The 20,209-nt window shown below is 66.9% G+C and carries 20 protein-coding genes; 11 read left to right on the forward strand and 9 right to left on the reverse strand.

Translation table 11 applies throughout. The annotated features are described in order from the left end of the window. Window positions 1–42: 42 nt before the first annotated feature. Window positions 43–2,259, forward strand: a complete 2,217-nt coding sequence (locus DES47_RS15435; protein ID WP_133701638.1) for a sensor histidine kinase — start codon at window positions 43–45, stop codon at window positions 2,257–2,259. Here the strand turns inward: DES47_RS15435 and DES47_RS15440 are convergent. The 3 genes from DES47_RS15440 to DES47_RS15450 are packed head-to-tail and all read right to left on the reverse strand — an operon-like array spanning window position 2,228 to window position 5,280. Continuing rightward, the gene (locus tag DES47_RS15440) at window positions 2,228–4,363 is read right to left on the reverse strand and encodes a prolyl oligopeptidase family serine peptidase (protein ID WP_341800619.1); all 2,136 of its coding nucleotides are present in this window, start codon (window positions 4,361–4,363) and stop codon (window positions 2,228–2,230) included. The two genes, DES47_RS15435 and DES47_RS15440, sit on opposite strands and share 32 nt — an antisense overlap. 28 nt (window positions 4,364–4,391) lie before the next feature. Then, window positions 4,392–4,709: a DUF6172 family protein gene (locus DES47_RS15445; protein ID WP_133701639.1), complete on the reverse strand. Its 318-nt coding sequence runs from the start codon at window positions 4,707–4,709 to the stop codon at window positions 4,392–4,394. A gap of 13 nt (window positions 4,710–4,722) precedes the next feature. Further along, entirely contained in the window at window positions 4,723–5,280 is a 558-nt protein-coding gene (locus tag DES47_RS15450) for a YaeQ family protein (RefSeq protein WP_133701640.1), read from the reverse strand. A 98-nt stretch (window positions 5,281–5,378) separates the two neighbouring features. Here DES47_RS15450 and DES47_RS15455 point away from each other — a divergent pair, with 98 nt between their 5' ends. The 3 genes from DES47_RS15455 (at window position 5,379) to DES47_RS15465 (ending at window position 8,546) form a co-directional block, all read left to right on the forward strand. Further along, a complete protein-coding gene (locus DES47_RS15455) occupies window positions 5,379–5,651 on the forward strand; it encodes a hypothetical protein (RefSeq protein ID WP_133701641.1) in 273 nt (90 codons plus the stop codon). 86 nt (window positions 5,652–5,737) lie between these two features. Beyond that, window positions 5,738–6,397: a hypothetical protein gene (locus DES47_RS15460; protein ID WP_133701642.1), complete on the forward strand. Its 660-nt coding sequence runs from the start codon at window positions 5,738–5,740 to the stop codon at window positions 6,395–6,397. Between the two features lie 91 nt (window positions 6,398–6,488). Beyond that, window positions 6,489–8,546 carry a M3 family metallopeptidase gene (locus DES47_RS15465; protein ID WP_133701643.1) on the forward strand — a complete coding sequence of 686 codons (2,058 nt, stop codon included), beginning with the start codon at window positions 6,489–6,491 and terminating at the stop codon, window positions 8,544–8,546. 8 nt (window positions 8,547–8,554) lie between these two features. On the opposite strand, the gene DES47_RS15470 is transcribed toward DES47_RS15465, so the two are convergent. After that, a complete protein-coding gene (locus DES47_RS15470) occupies window positions 8,555–9,244 on the reverse strand; it encodes a glutamine amidotransferase (RefSeq protein ID WP_133701644.1) in 690 nt (229 codons plus the stop codon). A gap of 50 nt (window positions 9,245–9,294) precedes the next feature. Beyond that, window positions 9,295–9,840 (reverse strand): carboxymuconolactone decarboxylase family protein, encoded by a 546-nt coding sequence (locus DES47_RS15475; RefSeq protein ID WP_133701645.1) that lies wholly within the window; start codon window positions 9,838–9,840, stop codon window positions 9,295–9,297. Between the two features lie 125 nt (window positions 9,841–9,965). Between DES47_RS15475 and DES47_RS15480 the strand changes: the two genes are divergently transcribed. Next, entirely contained in the window at window positions 9,966–10,889 is a 924-nt protein-coding gene (locus DES47_RS15480) for an AraC family transcriptional regulator (protein WP_133701646.1), read from the forward strand. Here DES47_RS15480 and DES47_RS15485 read toward each other — a convergent pair. Further along, the gene (locus DES47_RS15485; RefSeq protein WP_166652021.1) at window positions 10,814–12,802 is read right to left on the reverse strand and encodes a hybrid sensor histidine kinase/response regulator; all 1,989 of its coding nucleotides are present in this window, start codon (window positions 12,800–12,802) and stop codon (window positions 10,814–10,816) included. The two genes, DES47_RS15480 and DES47_RS15485, sit on opposite strands and share 76 nt — an antisense overlap. 136 nt (window positions 12,803–12,938) lie before the next feature. Further along, window positions 12,939–13,079: a hypothetical protein gene (locus DES47_RS28760; protein WP_166652022.1), complete on the reverse strand. Its 141-nt coding sequence runs from the start codon at window positions 13,077–13,079 to the stop codon at window positions 12,939–12,941. Between the two features lie 162 nt (window positions 13,080–13,241). Here DES47_RS28760 and DES47_RS15490 point away from each other — a divergent pair, with 162 nt between their 5' ends. From DES47_RS15490 to DES47_RS15510, 5 genes are all read left to right on the forward strand, one after another. Then, window positions 13,242–14,438, forward strand: coding sequence for a serine hydrolase domain-containing protein (locus DES47_RS15490; RefSeq protein WP_133701648.1), 1,197 nt, complete (start codon window positions 13,242–13,244; stop codon window positions 14,436–14,438). A 126-nt stretch (window positions 14,439–14,564) separates the two neighbouring features. Next, window positions 14,565–14,834, forward strand: coding sequence for a hypothetical protein (locus tag DES47_RS15495; RefSeq protein WP_133701649.1), 270 nt, complete (start codon window positions 14,565–14,567; stop codon window positions 14,832–14,834). Window positions 14,835–14,966: 132 nt separating this feature from the next. Then, a complete protein-coding gene (locus DES47_RS15500; RefSeq protein ID WP_133701650.1) occupies window positions 14,967–15,662 on the forward strand; it encodes a class I SAM-dependent methyltransferase in 696 nt (231 codons plus the stop codon). Between the two features lie 46 nt (window positions 15,663–15,708). Beyond that, window positions 15,709–16,467, forward strand: coding sequence for an SDR family oxidoreductase (locus DES47_RS15505; RefSeq protein ID WP_133701651.1), 759 nt, complete (start codon window positions 15,709–15,711; stop codon window positions 16,465–16,467). Between the two features lie 32 nt (window positions 16,468–16,499). Then, a complete protein-coding gene (locus DES47_RS15510) occupies window positions 16,500–16,796 on the forward strand; it encodes a hypothetical protein (protein ID WP_133701652.1) in 297 nt (98 codons plus the stop codon). Between the two features lie 58 nt (window positions 16,797–16,854). Here DES47_RS15510 and DES47_RS15515 read toward each other — a convergent pair whose 3' ends face one another. Next, the gene (locus DES47_RS15515; protein ID WP_208115025.1) at window positions 16,855–18,864 is read right to left on the reverse strand and encodes a S9 family peptidase; all 2,010 of its coding nucleotides are present in this window, start codon (window positions 18,862–18,864) and stop codon (window positions 16,855–16,857) included. Between the two features lie 162 nt (window positions 18,865–19,026). Between DES47_RS15515 and DES47_RS15520 the strand changes: the two genes are divergently transcribed. Beyond that, the gene (locus tag DES47_RS15520) at window positions 19,027–19,233 is read left to right on the forward strand and encodes a hypothetical protein (RefSeq protein ID WP_133701653.1); all 207 of its coding nucleotides are present in this window, start codon (window positions 19,027–19,029) and stop codon (window positions 19,231–19,233) included. A gap of 48 nt (window positions 19,234–19,281) precedes the next feature. On the opposite strand, the gene DES47_RS15525 is transcribed toward DES47_RS15520, so the two are convergent. Further along, window positions 19,282–20,190, reverse strand: a complete 909-nt coding sequence (locus DES47_RS15525) for a Tim44 domain-containing protein (RefSeq protein WP_133701654.1) — start codon at window positions 20,188–20,190, stop codon at window positions 19,282–19,284. Window positions 20,191–20,209 lie beyond the last annotated feature (19 nt).

Genomic DNA, 20,209 nt, shown 5'->3' on the forward strand with positions numbered 1-20,209 from the left:
CGGCTAGCATGCCACACCCTACCTGGATCATTTGGCCTCGAATTGCTCAAACGCTTTGTTCCGGACACCCTGGCGCGTCAGCTGGCCCTGGCCATTGGCGGCCTGATCCTGCTCATGTTGCTGGTCCTGGCGGGCATCGCCTATGGGTCGGTGGGCCTGCTGCTGTCCGACGCCTTGCCAGGTGTGATGCTGCGCAATGTCGAACTGCGTGCTGCCGGCCAGGGCCAGCTGCTGGCACAGGCCCAGGGCAGCGTCACCCGCCTGCATGCCGAGTGGCAGCGGCGTGCCGCCGAGCTGGACCCGGCCCTGGCCGCGAAGCAGTTCGACCGGCTGTTCATGCGCTCACCCGACGGCGTCTGGCGGCTGCGGCCCGAACTGCTCAATACCGAGACGCGCCCGAGCTTCTATCTGCAGCATGGTGTGCGCGGCCCCAGCGCCTCGGCACGCCAGCGCGCCGTGCTCAGCTATGAGCTGCTGCGCGAGCAGGGGCCGGCCCTGGTGCCGCCGTACTTCTCGGCCTATGTGGACTTCGTCGAGAAGGGCCTGATGGTGTTCTCGCGCGGCATCGACTGGGGCCAGGGCGCCACCCCGACGACCGACAATTTCGACTATCCGACCATGAAGGGCTCGGACCCCCGCGCGAACCCGGGCCGCGCGCTGTTCTGGACCCCGGTCTACTACGACGGCGAGGCCAAGGTCTGGATGGTGTCGGTGATACAGCCGCTGGACTGGCAGGGCAGCTGGGTCGGCACGGTGGGTCACGACATTGCCATCGATGCCTTGCTGAGCGGCATTGCCGATGGCTTGCAGCCCGGCGCCAGCGCGATGATTCTGAACGAGGCCGGCGATCTGATCGCCCACCCGCGCTTACGCGAGCGCATCCAGCAGGCGCAGGGCCAGCTCTCGCAAAGCGCCATCGCCGATCCGCTGATAGGCGCCATTCACCAGCTGATCCTGCGTGCCGGCAGTGGCGGCGGGAGCGCCCTGGTGGCCCCTTCGCCCGATGGCACACATCTGCTTGCCGTGGCGCGGATTCCCGGCCCCGGCTGGTGGTCGGTGCTGGTGCTGCCACGCTCGCTGCTGGAAGCGCGGCTGCGCCCGGCGATTGGCGTGATCCTGGCCGTCGGCATTGTGTGTCTGGTGATCACCCTGCTGGTGCTGCGCAGCTTGATCCACCGGCTGGTGCGGCGACCATTGGGCCGCCTGACCCAGGCCATGGATAGCCTGCGCGACGGGCGCGACCTGGCGCCGGTGGCGTTGCAGGGCCGTGGCGAGCTGGTCAATCTGGCCAATGGCTTTGACAGCATGGCCGGCGAACTGGCCAAGCAGCGCCGGGCGCAAGAGCGGCATGCGGCCGAGCTGGAAGAACAGATCAGCGTTCGCCGACGGGCCGAGGCCGTGGCGCAGGCGCTCAATCACACCTTGGAGGCCCGCGTCGCCGAACGCACCGAGGCCTTGCAGCGCGCCCGCGACGAGCTGGTGCAGAAGGAGACGCTGGCCGGTCTGGGCTCGCTGGTGGCTGGCATCTCGCACGAGCTGAACACGCCGATAGGCAATGCGCTGATGGCCTCGGGCACGATGCTGGCGACGATGCGCCAGCTCGACGCCACCGTGCAGACGGGCGCGATCCGGCGCAGCGAGATGCACGAGCAGATCGGGCGGGCCATTCAGGCCGCCGAGCTGGCGCTGGGCAATCTGCAGCGCTCGGCCGAGCTGGTGGGCGACTTCAAGCAGGTGGCCATGGACCGCTCGCACCTGGTCAAGCGCCGCTTCGGCCTGCGCCAGGTCACCGAAGAGACCCTGAGCCTGCTGCGCCAGTCATTCAAGCAACAGCACTGCCGGCTGGAGATCGACATACCGCCCGAGCTGGAGCTGGACAGCTATGCCGGCCCCTTCGGTCAGGTGCTGACCAATCTGGCGCAGAACGCCTTGCTGCACGGGCTGGCCGGCCGGCGCGACGGATGCCTCAGCATTCGCGCGGAATGGCATGACGCACGCCAGGTGCGGCTGGTCATCGGCGACAACGGCCATGGCATTGCGGCCGAGCACCAGGCCAAGATCTTCCAGCCCTTCTTCACCACCAAGCTCGGCCAGGGCGGCAGTGGCCTGGGCCTGCACATCGTCTACACCATCGTTACCGGCGTGCTGGGTGGCCGTATCGAGCTGCGCAGCCAGGCCGACGCCGAGGGCTGCTGCTTTGTGATCGAGCTGCCGAAGGACTGTCCGGTCAGCGCCCCAACTGCTGCCATAGATAGCTGAACTCCAGCGCCTGCAGGGTGGCGCGCTGCTCATTGTCCGCGGCGCCGCCATGGCCGCCCTCGATGTTCTCGTAGTACAGCAGATCGTGGCCCTGCTCCATCATCCTGGCCGCCATCTTGCGCGCATGGCCGGGGTGAACGCGGTCATCGCGGGTCGATGTGGTGAACAGCACCTTGGGGTACTTCACACCGGCCTTGACGTTCTGGTACGGGCTGTACTTGGAGATGAAGGCCCATTCGGCCGCGTCATCCGGGTTGCCGTACTCGGCCATCCAGGAAGCGCCGGCCAGCAGCGTGTGGTAGCGGCGCATGTCCAGCAGAGGCACCTGGCAGACCACGGCGTTGAACAGGTCGGGGCGCTGCACAAAGGTTGCGCCAACCAGCAGGCCGCCATTGCTGCCGCCCATGATGCCCAGATGGCGCGGGCTGGTGATCTTGCGCTTGATCAGGTCCTCGGCCACGGCGATGTAGTCGTCATAGCTCTTCTGCTTGTTGGCCTTGATCGCCGCCTGGTGCCAGTTCGGACCGTACTCGCCACCGCCGCGCAGATTGGCGACCACCAGCACGCCGCCGCGGCCATACCAGGCTTTGCCGAAGCCGCCCGAGTACCAGGGCTGCAGGGAGACCTGGAAGCCGCCATAGCCGTAGAGCAGGGTCGGGTTTGAACCGTCGGCATCCGTTCCCTTCTTGGCTCCCTTGGGCCAGACCACGAAGTAGGGCACCTGCGTGCCGTCCTTGCTGGTGGCGAACAGCTGCTCGGCCTTCATGCCTTCGGCATTGAACTGGGCCGGGCGGGCCTTCAGCAGCTCGCGCGTGTCGCTGCCGGCCTGTCCCAGGAACAGGCTGTCCGGGGTCAGGAAGTCGGCATAGTTCATCAGATAGGCATCCCCCATCGCGTCCTTGGCCAGCATCGGATCATGCAGGCTGGTGACGTTCAGATGGCCGGGCGAGGGCGCGTTGACGACGCGGTGGCTGAGCTTGGCGCCATCAAACTTCCACTCCTCCAGCTTGCTGGTCACATGCTCGTTGATGGTCAAGAGCAGATGGCTGTGCGTGTGGGTGTAGCCGTCCAGCGAGCGGCTGGCGGTGGGCGTGAACAGGGACCGGAACTTGCGCTCGCCCTTCAGATAGGCGGTCGCATCGGCCAGCAGCAGCGAGCCGCTGGCATGGGTCTGGCCGGGCAGCTTCCAGTCGCTCTTCAGTTCGATCAACAGCTTGTCGCGCCAGAACGTGGCGTTGGCATCGCTGGGCAGGTCCAGCTCGATCTGCTTGCCATCGGCGGCGAGCAGGAACTGCTTGCTGTTGTAGAAGTCCAGCGCCCGTATCAGCACGGTGCGCTCGAAGCCCGGCGTGCGGTCGACGCTGACCTGCACCGCCACATCCTTGGCCACACCCTCGAACACCTGGGTAGCACTGGCCAGCGGCGTGCCGCGCTTCCAGCGCTTGATGATGCGGGCATAGCCGGAGTCGGTCATCGAGCCGGGGCCGAAATCGGTGGCGACGAAGATGTTGTCGGCGTCTATCCAGTCCACCTGCAGCTTGGCCTCGGCCAGGTTGAAACCGTCGGTGATGAAGGTCTTGGCTGTCAGATCGAACTCGCGCACCACCTTGGCGTCGGCGCCGCCGCGCGACATCATCAGCAGGCAGCGGCGGTATTCCGGCGCCAGGCAGACCGAGCCGCCCCAGACCCAGTTCTCGCCTTCCTTGGTGGCCAGCGCGTCCAGGTCGAGCACCGTCTCCCAGGCCGGGGCGGCCTTGCGGTACTCGGCCAGCGAGGTGCGGCGCAGCAGGCCGCGCTTGTTGTTGGCGTCCTGCCAGAAGTTGTAGAGCCAGTCGCCGCGGCGCACGATGCCCGGGATGCGGTCCTTGGCGTTGAGCACCGACAGGATGTCGGCCCGCACCGGCGCGTATTCGGCGCGGGCCTGCAGCACTTTTTGCGTGCCGGCATTGCGCTCGCGCACCCAGTTCAGCGCGCGCTCGCCCTGAACGTCTTCGAGCCATTGGTAGGGATCGGCGGGCGCGGGGGTGTTCTGTGCCATGGCGTGCGGGGTGATCAGAAGGGCTGACAGGAGCAGCTGGGCGCTGCTTTTGATGAGTGTCTTCAACGCTTGTCTCCGGGCTGCTGCGGGCGGATTATTCCTGCTCGTCGGATTCGACCTGGCCCGCGGGGCGGGGCTTGCGAATCCCGTGCTTGGCCAGGATCTCGACATAGAACTGCGTGTCGGCCGCCTGAACCACCGCGTTGATGCGCTCGGTGATGGCTTCCAGGTGCACGACCTCGGCCACCTCTTCGCTGGTGCCGAACCGGCAATCGAAGTCCCAGTAGTCCACGCCGGCCGGCAGCGCCCTGCGGCGCTCGCGGGCGATGTACTTGCGGATCTCGTGCTTGATGGCTTCGAGCAGGCGATCGGGGTGCTTGCCTTCAACTTGCAGTTGGAATGTCTTTTTCATTGGAAATACCTGGTTAGCTCGGGAGCTTCAACGCCTTCGGCGTGATCTCCACACTGCCCTTTTCGGTGGACAGATAGACCGTGCCGTCCTGCACGCTGACCTGCAGCTGCATGCTGCGTTCGGCCAGCGCGGCCAGGGCCTGGCTTTGCTCGGCCTCGATCTGCCAGATGGCCAGGCGCGGTGCGCGGGTCAGCTTGCTTTCGATGCCGCTCCACCAGATCGGCGTGCTGCTGTTGGCGCTGTAGACGCTGACGCGGTCGGCCCGGCCATGGGCCTTCATCAGCCGGCGGTCGTCGGGCTGGCCGACGTCGATCCAGTGCAGCAGCTGGCCTGTGAGGTCGAGCTGCCAGAGGTCGGGTTCGTCGGTGTCCCACAGGCTCTTGGCGAAATCCAGCTTGCCCTTGTGGTCGTCGGCCGGCACGTTCAGCGCGAAGGCCAGCACGCGCAGCATCATCCGTTCATCGTTCTCTGACGGGTGGCGGGCAATGGTGAGCGCGTGCTCGCCATAGACGCCGCGGTCCATATCGGACAGCTGCAGATTGGCTTTGAAAATGGTGGCCTTGAGTGCCATGGGAAGCCCGGTGCTGAGAAGGCGCACATTAGACCCTATTCGAGCTGGGTGGCCTTATCGAGGACAATCCAAGGTTTTCCGCACTCGAAAGGCCAGCCATGGCAACGAAGAAACAAGATCTCGTGCGTCAGCTCGAATCCAAGATCGAATCGCAGAAAAAGGGCCCCAACGTCGCCGGCCGTTTTGGCCAGGGCGCCGCCGCCCTGGTTGATCGCAAGGAGCAGCGCCGCCTCGACGCCGCCGCCGGCCTGGTTCCTTTCGCCTGCAAGCTGCCCTCCGAGCTGACCGAACAGCTGCGCCAGCGTGCCGACAAGCACGAGGGCGGCCTCAACGGCCTGATGGCCGAGCTGCTGAAGCGCGCGCTGGCCTAGGGCATCATCACGCTCCAGCACACCAGTTTCAGCCCGGATTCGACTCCGGGTTTCACCCCAGTCCCCCAGACGATTCGAGCTTTGCAATGAAACGACTTCTGCCCCTGATCACCGCCGCCCTGATGCTGCCCCTGGGCCTGCAGGCCCAGACCACGCCGTCCAAGCCCGCGCCCAAGCCGGCGGCCAAGGCACAGAAGGCCGCCGCACCCGAGGCCGCAGCACCGGCCAAGACGCCTTTGATGACGCGCGACGAACTGCGCGCCTGCATGAAGCAGGTCGAGGTCAATGACACCGAGGCCAAGGCCATCAATGCCGCCCAGGCCTTGCGCAACCAGGAGCGCGACGAGCTGCTGAAGTCCGAAGAGGCGTTGAAGCAGGTCATCAAGGAGCGCGCCGCTGCGCTGGCCGCGCTGAACCAGGAGCGTGCCGACATGCTCAAGGCCGGCGAGGACCTGAAGGTCAAGCTGCCCACGGTGAAGAAGGAAGAGGCCGAGGTCATGATCGCCGCCTACAACGCGCAGGCCGCCGCCTTTGACGTCAAGGCCGACACCTACAACAAGTCGGGTGGCGCCATCAAGGAGCAGACCGCGGCCCGCGAGGTGCGCGTCGACAAGTACAACCAGGGCAAGGACGCCCTGGTGGCCCGCGCCGAAGCCCACAACCGCAGCGTCGAGGCCTGGAAGACCAACTGCGCCGACCGCCGCTACGACGAAGCCGACGAGATTGCGATCAAGGCCGGCAAATAAGCCCATTGATTGACTGAACAAAGGCGCATGCATCGCTACCCGCGAGCCTGCGCCTTTTTTGATGATTGAAGCCTTTACCCAAGGACGGACCATGAGCAACGCCACCAACCCCCTGCTGCAGCCCTGGAACACGCCCTACGGCCTGCCGCCGTTCGGCGAGGTGCGGGCCGAGCAGTTCGAACCGGCCTTCAAACAGGCACTGAGCGAACAGCGAGCCGAGCTGGATGCCATCGCCGCCCAGGCGGCCCTGCCAAGCTTCGAGAACACGCTGGTCGCCTTCGACCGCAGCGGCCGCCTGCTGGCGCGGCTGGAAACGCTGTTCTACAACCTCACCGCCTCTGAAACCTCGCCCGAGCTGCAGACGGTGCAGCGCGAACTGGCCGCACCGCTGGCCGCGCACAACAACGCCGTCTATATGCATGCCGGCCTGTTCGCCCGCGTGGATGTGCTGTACCAGCAGCGCGAGAGCCTGGGTCTGACGCCGCAGCAGCTGCGCCTGCTGGAGCGGGTGCACCTGGACTTCGTCCGCGCCGGTGCCAAGCTGCAGGGCGCGGCCCAGACCCGCTATGCCCAGATCATGGAGCGCCTGGCCGAGCTGACGACGCAGTTTGCGCAGAACGTGCTGGCCGATGAGACCGGCTATCGCCTGGTGCTGCGCGGTGAAGCCGATCTGGCCGGCCTGCCCGACTTCGTGCGCGCTGCCAGCAAGCAGGCCGCCGCCGAGCGCGGTGTGATCGACGGCAACGTGATCACCCTGTCGCGCTCGCACATCGTGCCGTTCCTGACCTTCAGCGAGCGCCGCGATCTGCGCGAGCAGGCCTGGAAGGCCTGGGTCAGCCGTGGCGAGCATGCCGGCGAGCATGACAACCGCGCCGTGGCCCAGGAAATCCTGACCTTGCGCAACGAGCAGGCCCGCCTGCATGGCCATGCCTGCTACGCTGACTACGCGCTGGCCGACACCATGGCCGGCACGCGCGATGCGGTCAACGACCTGCTGCAGCGCGTCTGGGTGCCGGCAAAGGCCGCTGCCGAGCTGGAGCGCGAGGCGCTGGAGGCCTGTGTGCTGTCACGCGGCGAGTCGCTGACCCTGGAAGCCTGGGACTGGCGCTACTACTCGGAGAAGGTGCGCCAGGCCCGCTACGAGCTGGACGAGGCCCAGATCAAGCCCTATTTCCCGCTGACCCGCATGGTCGAGGCGGTGTTCGATGTGGCCGGCCAGCTGTTCGGCCTGCGCTTTGTCGCCAAGCCCGAGATCAAGGCCTATCACCCCGATGTGCAGGTCTACGAAGTGCAGGGCAGCGACGGCAAGCCCCGCGGCGTGTTCCTGCACGACAACTTCGCCCGGCCGACCAAGCGCAGCGGCGCCTGGATGAGCGCCTTCCGCTGGCAGTCGCGCATTGACGGCGAGGTGCTGCCGATCATCGTCAACAACAACAACTTCGCCAAGGGTGCGCCTGGCGAACCGACGCTGCTGAGCTTTGACGATGCGCGCACCTTGTTCCACGAGTTCGGCCACGGCCTGCACGGCCTGCTGTCGCAGGTGGACCATGAGCGCCTGTCGGGCACCCAGGTGCTGCGCGATTTCGTCGAGCTGCCCTCGCAACTGTTCGAGCACTGGCTGTCGGAGCCCGAGGTGCTGAAGAAGCATGCCCGCCACTACCAGACCGGCGAGGTCATCCCCCAGGTGCTGGTCGACCGCCTGAAGGCCGCCGAGCTGTTCAACCAGGGCTACGAGACGGTGCGCTACACCGCCAGCGCCCTGGTCGACATGGCCGCCCACTCGCTGACCGACGCGCAGGGCCCGGACATCACCGCCTTCGAGGCCCAGGTGCTGCAAGACGCCGGCCTGCCGCCAGCGATCGGCCTGAACCACCGCCTGTCCCACTTCCAGCACCTGTTCTCGGGCTCCAGCTACGCCGCCGGCTACTACGTCTATCTGTGGGCCGAGGTGCTGGACGCCGATGGCTACGACGCCTTTGTCGAGGCCGGCAGTCCGTTTGACGCCAAGGTTGCCCAGCGCCTGCTGGAGTGCATCTACTCGTCGGGCAACAGCCGCGAGCCGCGTGCTGCCTTCCGCGCCTTCCGCGGCCGCGATGCCAAGGTCGAGCCGATGTTGAAGGGCAGGGGCCTGCTGCCGCTCACGGTCTGAGAAATTTCTCAGCCTCTGGCCAGCCAGTCGCGCAACAAGGCGGCGCCAGCCAGGGCCGCCGCCGCGCCGTGGCGCTGCGAGGCCTCGCGCAGCGCCACCACGTCGACGCCCGCCTGGCTCAGCTCGGCCGTGTGGCCGATCAGCCAGCATTCGATCGCACTGGCGTCCACCTCCGGGTGGAACTGCAGCGCGAGCGCCTGATCGGTAATGGCAAAGGCCTGGTGCTGTGTGATCGCCGTGCCGGCAAGCAGCCGGGCGCCGGCGGGCAGATCGAAGGTGTCGCCATGCCAGTGCAGCACCGGCACGCCGGCCAGATGGCGCAGCGGCGAGGCCTGGCCCTCGGGTGTCAAACTCACCGGAGCCCAGCCGATTTCCTTGGCCTTGCCCGGATAGACGCGGGCGCCCAGCGCCGCCGCGATGATTTGCGCACCCAGGCAGATGCCCAGGGTCGGTTTGCCGGCGCGCAGGCGCTGACCGACGCGGCGCATCTCCTGGGTCAGCCAGGGATAGCGGTCCTGCTCGTACACGCCGATCGGCCCGCCCAGCACCACGCCCAGATCGGCGGCCAGCCATTCCTCCTGGCTGAGCGGATGCACACCGGCCTGGCGGTAGGCTATCTCGTAGCCGCGTTCGGTCAGCACCGGCGCGAACACGCCCAGGTCTTCAAAGGCCAGATGGCGTATCACCAAACATTTCATCGTCGCTCCCTGATAAAAGCGGGCCGGTCGGCGCCGGCCCGCTGGCCAGTTTAGGCCGCGCGGCGCAGCTTGATCTCCGGAAAGTCGACTGGCACGGCGAAGGCCACATTGACGTAGTTGGTGAACAGATTCAGCGCCACATGGGCCAGGATCTCGACCACCTCGCCGTCGCTGAAGCCGGCGCCGCGCAGGGCGGGCACGTCAGCGTCGCTCAGCTGGCCGCGCTCGCGCACCAACTTGAGCGCGAAGTTCAGCGCTGCCTGGGTCTTGGCGTCGGCCGACTCGCCGCCCTGGGCGGCGGCCATTTCCTCGGCCGTGGCGCCGGCCTTGCGGCCCAGCGCGGTGTGGGCGGCCAGGCAGTAGTGGCAGGCGTTGGCGTCGGCAACCGCCACGGCGATCTGCTCGCCCAGCTTGGCCGGGATCACGCCGCCGCCGAGCGCCCCGAAGGCGGCCCACATCTGCTGCAGCGCGGCCGGCGAGTTGGCCACCGCCTTGAACATATTCGGCGTCGCGCCGAAGGCCTGCTGGACCTGATGCAGCACGGCCTGGGCAGGCGCAGCGGCTTGGGCGGAGGCGAGAAGAGGGATGCGGGACATGATGAGTTCCTTGAGTGTTGGTGTTGGAGAGGCGCGCCGGCTGCATGACCGGCACAGACTCAGTGTCCTCGGCATGCTGATACCATAAGTGCCTTTAAGTCCATCAAAAACACCAATTCGTCCAGATGAAGACAGGCCCTAGCCTAGACCGACTCTCCAGCCTGATGGAGCGCTTCCGCGTGCAGGCGGACCTGTTCCATGCCGGCCCGCTGTGCGGCGTGACGCACTTCGCCGAACGCCCCAGCCAGGGCTTTCTGCATGTGATGCGACGGGGCACGATGGAGGTCACGCACAGCGCCGGCAGCGGCGCGCCGCTGCGCCTCAGCGTCGAGGAGCCCAGCCTGCTGTTCTATCCGCGGCCGCTCGCCCATGACTTCCACAATGCGCCGACGGAAGGATCGGACTTCAGCTGCGCCACTCTGGAGTTCGACTGCGGCGCACAGCACCCGCTGGCCCGCGCGCTGCCGCCGGTGGTGGTGCTGCCGCTGGCCCGGGTGGCGGGCCTGGAGCACACCTTGGCGCTGTTGTTTGCCGAGACCGAGCAGCTGCGCTGCGGCCAGCGCCTGCTGGCCAATCGCCTGTTCGAGGTCCTGCTGCTGCAGCTGCTGCGCTGGCTGCTCGATCACCCGGAACAGGCCCAGCTGCCCACCGGCCTGCTGACCGGCCTGGCCCATGCCCAGCTGGCCAAGACCTTGGTGGCCCTGCACGAGCGCCCCGGCGAGGCCTGGAGCCTGGAGCGCATGGCCGGCAGTGCCGGCATGTCGCGCAGCGCCTTTGCGGCGGCCTTCAAGGCCCAGGTCGGCGAGACGCCGGCCGACTATCTGGCCAACTGGCGCCTGGCGATCGCGCAGGCCCAGTTGCGCCAGGGGCAGTCGGTCAAATCGATCGCCGAGCAGCTGGGCTATGGCAGCGCGGCCGCCCTGTCACGGCTGTTCACGCAAAAGCTGGGGGTTTCGCCGCGGGCCTGGATGAATCAGCCGGCGGGGTCTGCGAACAGCGCGTCCAGCCCGCCCAAAAAGACCTTGAAGTCGATCGGCTTGGTCCAGTAGTCCGAGAAGCCGGCCTGCAGCGCACGGGCGATGTCCTCGGGCATGGCATTGGCCGACAGCGCGATGCAGGGCGTCTGCGCGGTCTCGGTCTGCGCGCGCAAACGGCGCAGCACCTCGTAGCCATCGAAATCGGGCAGCTGCATGTCCACCAAGATCAACTCCGGCCGCAGCCGCGCCGCCAGGGCCACGCCGCTGCCGCCATCGACGGCACAGTCCAGCGTCAGGTTCGGCCGGGTGGCCACCAGTTCCTGCACCACCAGCACATTGACCGGGTTGTCTTCGATATAGAGCAGCCGGTGGCTGGCCGCTGCCGGCTGCGAGCTGCTTGGGTCTGGCATGCTGGACTCCCGTTGCTTCACTGGGCCCTCTGGCGCCGGGGGCTTGGATGGGGCCAGATGGCTCACATCATCGGCCTGTCGGAGCCAAAGCTCAAATGTGCTGCCGCGCCCGGGCTCGCTGCGTACGTGGATTTGACCCTGCATGCGCTGCAACAGGGCCTTGACGATGGCCAGGCCTATCCCCGAGCCCTCTATGGGCCCCCGCTCCCGGCCCAGCCGGTTGAATGGCTCGAACAAATGGCTCAGCTGCGCGGCGTCCAGGCCCCGACCCGAATCGCGCACGGCCAGGCACCAGCCGGGTTGCCCATCACGCACCTCGGCCCGGCTCTCCAGCCAGACCTGGCCGCCGGCGCGGTTGTATTTGATGGCATTCGACAGCAGGTTCAGCAGCACCTGGCGCAGCCGTATCGGATCGGCCCGCACGCTACCGGGCAGAGTGCCCACAATCCGCATGCCGATCTCGTGTGTGCGCCCCAGGCCCTCGACCAGGGGCAGGGTGTCGCGCACCAGCGGCTGCAGGGCCACCGGGCGCAGCGCCAGCTGGGCGCCGCCGCTTTCAATGCTGGACAGGTCCAGCACCTCGTTGATCAGCGCCAGCAGGTGTTCGCCGGCCGAGCGGATATGGGCCAGCTTGCGCTGCTGGTTGGCCACCGTGCCGGGGTTGCTCTTGAGTTGGGCCTGCAGCAGCTGGGTGAAGCCCAGCACCGCATTCAGCGGCGTGCGCAGCTCATGGCTCATGCGTGCCAGGAACTCCGATTTGGCCTGGCTCTCGTGCAGGGCCAGCGCGCGCTCCTGGCTGGCCACCGCGGCGAGCTTGGCATCGCTTATGTCCCAGTTGATGCCGATGCGCTTGATCAGGCGGCCGGTCTCGTCATGCACCGGGATTGAGCGTGAGGCCAGCCAACGGTAGTTGCCATCGGGCTGGCGCACGCGAAACTCATAGCCGGCGCTCTGACCGCCGGCCTGCATTGCGTTGAAGGCCTGGTTGATGGCGACGCGGTCCTCGGGATGGACCAGCTCCAGCGCCACATCGTTGGCCAGGGGCTGCTGCGCCGCCGGCAGGCCGCGCAGCACGAACATCTGCTCGTCCCACACCACGGTGCCCTTGACCAGATCCATCTCCCATGTGCCCATGCCTGCGCCCTGGGTGGCCAGTGCGGCCCGTTCGTTGGCGGTGCCGGGCGACAAAGCCGTGTCGTGGGCCTCGATCAGCGCAGGGCCTATGCCCAGATCCTGCAGCGCGAACAGCCAGCTCGGCCCCTGGGCCAGTCGTTGCAGACGAATGTTTCCCCGGCGTGGCACCCCCTCGACGGGTTGCCAGCGGATCGGTAGCTCCAGCTCCGACCAGCCTGGTTCGTTCGGTAGGTGAAAGGCTGTTTGGGCTGCCAGGGCCTCGTCGGGCGCCAGGCCGATCAAGGCGATCAATGGCCGTCCGCTCAGTGCGGCCAGACGACTATTGGCCCAAGTGATACGACCTCGAGCGTCGAGCAGGGCCAGGCCTTCGCAGCTGAAGGCCAGCAGGGCTTGCTGCAGTGCTTGGGGGGGCGGCTCGTCGTCGGGGAGGGGGTCGGGCACGCGCATCAGCGCAGTCTAGCCAGCGCGGTCTGCCACCAAGCGCCAATAGCGGCAGGAATCGAGGTGTATTTCGCGCTATCCGGCCCGCGCAGGCGGGCCGATGGGCGGCGCCCGGGCTCGGGCGCCGCTGAGATGCTTACTTCTTCTTCTTGCTGCGGTCCGCGACCACGGTTGTGATGGTGGGCATCACGGCGCCGGCGGAGATCGGCTTCGGCGGCGAGCTGTCCTTCTTGGGTTTCTTCGCTTCCTTGTTGGTCTTCTGTTGTCCTTTGGCCATGTGCTTCTCCTTGGGTTGTGTAGCGAGACGGTTGTCAACGGCTGTGAGCATTGTCACCTCGACTGCAATCGCCACCGATTAGCGCTGTCCCTAGGGGCCCGCGCCGGGCCGATGCGCCTTATGGCCTATGCTGACGCGCATTCACCCGCTATTCCGTCATCCATGAGCGCCGAACACTTCAGCAACACCCTGCCTATCTGCACCCCCGAACAAGCCGGACTGAGCCGCGCACGCCTGGAGAATCTGCGTGCCGTACTGCAGCGTGACGTCGATGCCGGCCGCCTGCCCGGCGCCGTGCTGATGATTGCCCGTCGCGGCCAGGTCGCCTGGCAGCAGGCGGTCGGCCAGCGGCGGCCCGGCGACGAGGACGCGATGACCATGGACACGCTGTTCCGCATCTATTCGATGACCAAGCCCATCGTCTCGGTCGCGATGATGAGGCTGATCGAGCAGGGCCGGGCCCTGCTCAGCGATCCGGTGTCCCGCTACATCCCGGCCTTTGCCGACAGCCAGGTGGCCGTGGAGCGTGGCGGTGCGCTTGTGCTGGAGCCTCAGCAGCAGCCCGCCACCCTGCAGGACCTGCTGCGCCACAGCGCCGGCCTGACCTATGCGTTCACCGGCGACTCGCCGGTGCAGCGGCTCTACGGTCAGGCCGATCTGTGGAGCGGCAATCCCGACAACGCCGAGTTCTGCGCCGCGCTGGCCAGGCTGCCGCTGGCCCACCAGCCCGGCCGCCACTGGGCCTACAGCCATGCCACCGACGTGCTGGGCCATGTGGTCGAGTTGATCGCTGGCGAGGCCTTGAGCGTGCACCTGCAGCGCGAGATCCTGGCGCCGCTGCAGATGCATGACACGGCCTTCAGCGTGCCACCCGGGCAGCAACACCGCATCGCCGAGCCCTTTGCCGAATGCCCGGAGAGCGGCACGCCGGTGCAGTTGCTGGACCCCCGACAGCCGCCGCGCTTCGAGTCGGGCGGCGGCGGGCTGATCTCCAGCGCCTTGGACTATGCCCGCTTCGTGCAGATGCTGCGCAATGGCGGCGAGCTCGACGGCGTGCGCCTGCTCTCACCCCACACGCTGGCTTTCATGACGGCAGACCATATCGGTGATATGCCCCAGGATCCCGGCCTGCTGGACCCCGGCCATGGTTTCGGCCTGGGTTTTGCGGTGCGCAGGGAGGCGGGCAGGGCGCCGGTGCCCGGCAGCGTTGGCACCTTCTTCTGGAGCGGCGTGGCCGGCACCAGCTTCTGGGTGGACCCGGCCCAGGATCTGTTCGCCCTGCTGCTGACCCAGGCGCCGAATCAGCGCGTCCACTACCGGCAGCTGTTCCGGGCCCTGGTATATGGCGCGCTGGTGTGACCGATCATCGGGGTAAACCGCAATTCACAGCGATAAAAAGGCAGCTCGTCGCAAGCCGCTGGTAGGTGGTAACCCTAGGCCTGACACTTCGTCCATCAGAAGACAAGTCAAGCCAAGGAGCCCACCATGAACACCACCCGCCAAACCCGCTATCTGCCCGCCGTCCTGTTCGCCCTGCCCATCGTGGTCGCCCTGCTGGGCGCCGGGCTGGCCCAGGCCGCCGCACCGCGCGTCGAGCAACTGCCCCGGGTGGTGGTCAGTGGCCAGAGCCTGCAGGCCAAGGCCGCTGCGCAGGTTCGCCAACTGCCCCGTGTGGTGGTGGTCGGCCAGTCCAATGGCGGCAGCACCGCGGCCCTGGCCTGCGCCCAGGTCAAGTCCGCCACCCAGGTCTGCTGATATTGCCGACTGTTATGCTGCGCCAGCCGGTAACTGCTGCCGGCCACGCGCTTGTCGCCCCTGCATGGCCGCTCCTGCCGAGCGCGATGCCTGTTCGATCGGACCTCCGATGTCTTAGAGAGAACAGCCCCCATGCCGGCGTCCAGCCCCAACCCCGCCCCACCGGGCTACCTCGTCAAGCATGGCGATATCGATGTGGGCGGCCTGCCGCTGCACATCCGCTCCCTGCTCGATCGTCAGCAGTTCCACGATCCGCTGGGCGTGGCCGAGCGTGCCGGCATTTCCTCGGCGGCCTGGCCGCTGTTCGGCCTGGTCTGGCCCTCGGCCCGGGTGTTGGCGGCCGAGATGCAGCTGCGCAGCTTCGAGGGGCTGAAGGTGCTGGAGGTCGGCTGCGGCCTGGCTCTGGCCAGCCTGGTGGTGCAGCAGCGGCTGGGTCTGGTGACGGCCAGCGACTGCCACCCGCTGGCCGGCGATTTTCTGGCCCGGAACGCGGTGCTCAACAACCTGCCGGTGCTCAACTACCTGGACGGCAACTGGCGCCGGCACAACCCGCTGCTGGGGCGCTTCGACCTGATCATCGGCAGCGACCTGCTCTACGAACGCGATCTGCCGGCCCTCTTGGCGGCCTTCATCGAGCAGCATGCCGAGCCCTGCTGCGAGGTCGTGATCGTCGACCCGAACCGCGGCAACCGGCCCGAGTTCAGCCGCCATATGCGGGCGCTGGGCTATGGCCTGAGCGAGCGCAAGGTGACCGTGCTGCCCGGGCTGGCGCAAGAGGCCTACAAGGGGCGGATACTGAGCTATTCCCGCGAACGCGGGTCCTCCTGACGGCCAGTCGGGCTCTATCATCCAAGTTCATCAACCGGGAACTTGCATGACAACGGATTCCAAGATCGCCATGGTCACCGGCGCCGGCACTGGCGTGGGGCGCGCGGTGGCACTGAGTTTGCTGCACGCCGGCTGGACGGTGGTGCTGGTCGGGCGGCGCGAGGCGCTGCTGCTGGAGACCGCGCAGCGGGCCGGGCCGGGGGCCGAGCGCTGCCTGGCGCTGACGGCCGACGTCAGCCAGGAGGGCGCCGTCAAGGCGCTGTTCGAGCAGGTCCATGCGCGCTTCGGTCGGCTCGATCTCTTGTTCAACAATGCCGGCGTGTCCGCCCCGGCTGTGCCGCTCGACGAGCTGACACTGGCCCAGTGGCAGAGCGTCGTCGATGTCAATCTGACCGGCAGCTTTCTGTGTGCCCAGGCGGCTTTCCGGCTGATGAAGCGCCAATCGCCCCGGGGCGGCCGCATCATCAACAACGGCTCGGTCTCGGCCCATGCGCCTCGCCCGAATTCGGCTCCCTACACTGCAACCAAACACGCGATCACCGGTCTGACCAAGGCTTTGTCGCTGGATGGCCGGGCCTTTGACATCGCCTGCGGACAGATCGATATCGGCAATGCCCTGACCGAGATGGCTGCGCCGATGGCCAGGGGCGTGCGGCAGGCGAATGGCGAGATTGCCGTCGAAGCGGTGATGGATGTGCAACATGCGGCCAGTGCGGTGCTCTATATGGCCGGCTTGCCGCTGGAGGCCAATGTGCAGTTCATGACGGTGATGGCGACGAAGATGCCTTTTGTCGGGCGTGGCTAGTTGGACCCGAATGATCGATTGAAAGAATTGAGATGAACGTTGTGACGCAGATCGTTTCCTTGGTCTTGAAGATGGTGCTGGCCGTGGCCGGCTTCATCTTCATGCTGAGCCTGTTGCTGGCCGGCCTGATTGCCGGCGCGCTGTTCCTGCTGTGGAGCCTGCTGCGCGGCCGCAAGCCGGTGATCGTGATGCCGCGCTTCGGCATGCCCCCGGGCCGCCAGTGGGGTTTCCCGAATGCGGCCCGGCGCCCCGCGGCGACTGCCGGCGAAGTCGTTGACGTCGAGGTGCGCGAGGTGCCAGACCAGGCACCAAAGATTGACCGGCGCTGAAACCCGGACATCAACAAGAAGGGCCGCAAATTGCGGCCCTTTTTTCTTGATGCCTGTACTACTTCAGCAAGGTCTGCTGCAGGAACAGGATGGTGGCGTAGAACTGGAAGTCAGCGTTCTCCTTGCGCGCAAAGCCGTGGCCCTCGTTCTCGGCGCGCAGATACCAGACCGGCGTCTTGTTCTCGCGCGCCTTGGCCACGATCTGCTCGGCCTCGGTGAAGGGCACGCGCGGATCGTTCTTGCCCTGCACAACGAACAGCGGCTTGGTGATCTTGCCGGCATTGTTCAGCGGCGAGATCTTCTGCAGGAAGGCGCGCATCGTCGGGTCCCGCTCGTCGCCATATTCGACACGGCGCAGGTCGCGGCGGTAGCTTTCGGTGTTCTGCAGGAAGCTCACGAAGTTGGAAATGCCCACCACGTCGATGGCGCCGGCGATGCGGTCGGCGTAGTGCGTGCTGACCGCCAGCGACATATAGCCGCCGTAGCTGCCTCCGGTGACCAGCACCCGCGAGGCATCCAGGTTCGGCTGGGTGGCGATCCAGTCGAACAATGCGCCGATGTCCTTGACCGAGTCTTCGCGCTTGTAGCCATCGTCGAGGCTCAGAAAGGTCTTGCCATAGCCGCTGGAGCCCCGCACATTGGGCTGCAGCAGGGCGATGCCCAGCTCATTGACGTAGTAGTTGTAGCGGTTCAGGAAACCCACCGTGGCCTGCCCCTCGGGGCCGCCGTGTATCAACACCATCACCGGCCGCTTGCCGGTGAAGCGGGCCGGCGGCGTGCTCAGCAGGCCGGAGATGGTCTGGCCGTCGAAGCTCTTCCAGCGCACGATCTGCTGCGGCGGGAAGCTGCTCATGTCCACACCCGGCGGGGCATAGGCCTGGGTCCATTGCTCCAGCTTGCCGCCGGCGGTGCTCAGCGTGTAGATCTGGCTGGGCCCCTTGCTGCCATTGGTCGCCAGCGCCAGTTCCTTGGCCCTGGGATGGAACAGTGCGCTGCTCACGCTGCCTTCGGGCAGCGCCGGCGCAGGCAGCTCCTTCAGGGTCTTGCCATCGAACAGGCGCAACTCGTTGCGGCCATCGACATTCAGCTGCGCTGCCACGAGCCTGCCATCGTGGCTCAGCGAGGCATTGTCGACATCCCAGGGAATGTGGCGGGTGAGGCGCTGCAGGCTGCCCTTGGCCAGGTCGTAGCGCATCAGTTCGCGGAACTCGCCCGCGCGGTCGCTGACCACGTACAGGCCCTTGTTGTCGGTGGTGAAGCCGCCGGCAAAGTGGCTGGCCTTGATGGCCCCCGCTGCGGGCGCGGGCAGCACCTGGCGCGTCTTGCCGCTGGCCAGGTCGAGCAGCCAGACCTCGGATTCGTTGGCGGACAGGTAGCGCGTCAATGCGACCTGTTTGTCGTCGCGTGAGGCCGCACCGACACCCCAGCCGCCGCCGGGCAGGGTGGCCAGGGTGCGCACCGCTTTCGGCTCCAGCGGGTCCATCAGGCGGATGATGGTGTCCACGCTGGCGCGGCTGCCGCCCTGGGCGGTCTTGTCCAGCGGCACCGACGTCGTCAGCAGCCGGCTGCTCTTGTGCAGCCAGGCCTGCAGATCATGGCGCTCGGCCGGATCGGTCAGCAGGGTCACCTCCTTGGTCGCGAGGTCCAGTCGGTAGAGCTGATTCGCCTCGTTGCCGCCGCTGCTGCGTTCGAACACCACATACTTGCCCGAGATCGGCTCGAAGCTGCCCTGGCGCACGGTGTCGGCCGAGTCGGTCAACTGCTCCGGCTCGGCCATCGGCGAGCGCAGCAGATACAGCTGCACGGTGTTGGCGCCGGCCTTGCGGTGCGAGATCAGCATCTCCCGTTTCTGCGGATGCCAGTCGACAAAGCTGTGGCCGCGGAAATCCGTGTAGCGGCCCACCTGCTCGACCAGTTGGGCCGGGATGTCCGGTATGCCCTGAGCGACCAGATTGGCATTGGGCTTGAGCATGCCAGCCTCTTGGGCCTGTGTGGCCAGGGGCAGCAGCAGCGACAGGAGGCCGGCAAGAAGCGGCTGTCCCAGCAGGGAGCGTAGGGGCTTGGTCATGGCTGAATTCGGTGTCCGAGGGGTGGGGCGGGATAGCCCTGATTGCAGTTCGTCGCCCGCCATAGCGGGCCGGTCGCAAAAGTCTGGAAATATGGGCCCTGAGGGACGAAACTGCAATCAGGGACATGCCTCATGCCCCGGGCAATCAAGGAGTAACGCATCATGATCACCTGCCCGAAAATCCCCTTCCCCGTGCGTGTGGCCGGCGCAATCGGTGCCGTCATGGTCACCACTTCCATCATGTCAGGTGTGGATCAGTTTGCCCCGGTGCCGTTCAGTGCGATTCTGAGCATCGTCCAACTGGACCGCGTCGTTGTCACCGGTGGCGTGCAACTGCAGCGCGTGGTCGTCACGGGCCGGCGCTCCTGACGAAAAAAAGCCCGCTGCACAGCGGGCTTTTCAAGGGGCAGGCGCGGATCAGGCGGCTTGCTGAATGCCGGCGATGGCCCATTCACGGCTGCCGTCCAGCGGACGCACCAGATGCCAGATCTCGTTGAAAGCCTCGGCCGGAGCGTCCTTGACTTCGCGAATCAGGCCGCTGAAGCGCACGCTGACGATCTGGCGGCCATCTTCCTCGGCATGCTCGGCCACGGCGGCCTGCAACTGCACCACATCGGTTTGCTGCGGCGTGCCCGGGCGCTCCAGCAACTCCTGACGTGCCACGGCAAACATCTCGGGTGTGGTGAAGCGGCGCAGATCGTCCAGGTCGCCGGCATCGTTGGCCGCCTGCAGGCGGATGAACACCCGCTTGGCAATGGTCTCGAACTCGGCGTTGTCGAATCCTATCGGGGCTGCGGTGGCGGCGATCGACGGGATCAGGTCGGGTTTGGTCTGCGACGTGACAGCGCCACTGCCGAAGGACTGCGGCACCTGTGCGGAACCAAAGCCGGCGTTGGCAAACTGCATGCCATGCAGGCCCTGGGCGGCCGGTGCATTGCGCTTGTTGCGCAGATACTTCATCACGAAGCCCAGCAGCACGGCGCCCAGCATCACCACCAGCAAGATGCTCATGATGTTGGCCAGACCTTCGCCGAAGCCCAGGTGGCTGGCCAATGCGGCCAGACCCAGACCGGCGGCCAGGCCGGCCAGCGGACCCATCCAGGAGCGCTTGGGCGGCGTGGCGGCAGCGGCGGTCGGGGCTGCGGCCTGGGCCTGCGCAGGTGCTGCCTGAGCGGGCTTGGCCGGCGTGGCGTCGGGTGTGGCGGCCGGCGTGGTGCGCTTCATGCCTGCTGACGAACCGCCGCCCAGGCGACGGGCCTCGGCATCACTCTGCACGATCACGAGACCGGACAGCGCAATGCACACACTCAGCAAAAGATGTTTCACTTGAAAGTCTCCAAAAGCC

Origin of the sequence: Roseateles toxinivorans (assembly GCF_004362525.1) — a bacterium.
GTDB lineage: Bacteria > Pseudomonadota > Gammaproteobacteria > Burkholderiales > Burkholderiaceae_C > Paucibacter > Paucibacter toxinivorans.

Bases quoted from the DNA above. Each gene is read 5' to 3' on its own strand.
- DES47_RS15475 (WP_133701645.1), bottom strand. From the start codon at position 9,840: ATGTCCCGCATCCCTCTTCTCGCCTCCGCCCAAGCCGCTGCGCCTGCC.
- DES47_RS15505 (WP_133701651.1), top strand. From the start codon at position 15,709: ATGACAACGGATTCCAAGATCGCCATGGTCACCGGCGCCGGCACTGGC.
- DES47_RS15500 (WP_133701650.1), top strand. From the start codon at position 14,967: ATGCCGGCGTCCAGCCCCAACCCCGCCCCACCGGGCTACCTCGTCAAG.
- DES47_RS15480 (WP_133701646.1), top strand. From the start codon at position 9,966: ATGAAGACAGGCCCTAGCCTAGACCGACTCTCCAGCCTGATGGAGCGC.
- DES47_RS15515 (WP_208115025.1), bottom strand. From the start codon at position 18,864: ATGACCAAGCCCCTACGCTCCCTGCTGGGACAGCCGCTTCTTGCCGGC.
- DES47_RS15450 (WP_133701640.1), bottom strand. From the start codon at position 5,280: ATGGCACTCAAGGCCACCATTTTCAAAGCCAATCTGCAGCTGTCCGAT.
- DES47_RS15465 (WP_133701643.1), top strand. From the start codon at position 6,489: ATGAGCAACGCCACCAACCCCCTGCTGCAGCCCTGGAACACGCCCTAC.
- DES47_RS15510 (WP_133701652.1), top strand. From the start codon at position 16,500: ATGAACGTTGTGACGCAGATCGTTTCCTTGGTCTTGAAGATGGTGCTG.
- DES47_RS15490 (WP_133701648.1), top strand. From the start codon at position 13,242: ATGAGCGCCGAACACTTCAGCAACACCCTGCCTATCTGCACCCCCGAA.
- DES47_RS15455 (WP_133701641.1), top strand. From the start codon at position 5,379: ATGGCAACGAAGAAACAAGATCTCGTGCGTCAGCTCGAATCCAAGATC.
- DES47_RS15460 (WP_133701642.1), top strand. From the start codon at position 5,738: ATGAAACGACTTCTGCCCCTGATCACCGCCGCCCTGATGCTGCCCCTG.
- DES47_RS15495 (WP_133701649.1), top strand. From the start codon at position 14,565: ATGAACACCACCCGCCAAACCCGCTATCTGCCCGCCGTCCTGTTCGCC.
- DES47_RS15470 (WP_133701644.1), bottom strand. From the start codon at position 9,244: ATGAAATGTTTGGTGATACGCCATCTGGCCTTTGAAGACCTGGGCGTG.
- DES47_RS15520 (WP_133701653.1), top strand. From the start codon at position 19,027: ATGATCACCTGCCCGAAAATCCCCTTCCCCGTGCGTGTGGCCGGCGCA.
- DES47_RS15445 (WP_133701639.1), bottom strand. From the start codon at position 4,709: ATGAAAAAGACATTCCAACTGCAAGTTGAAGGCAAGCACCCCGATCGC.
- DES47_RS28760 (WP_166652022.1), bottom strand. From the start codon at position 13,079: ATGGCCAAAGGACAACAGAAGACCAACAAGGAAGCGAAGAAACCCAAG.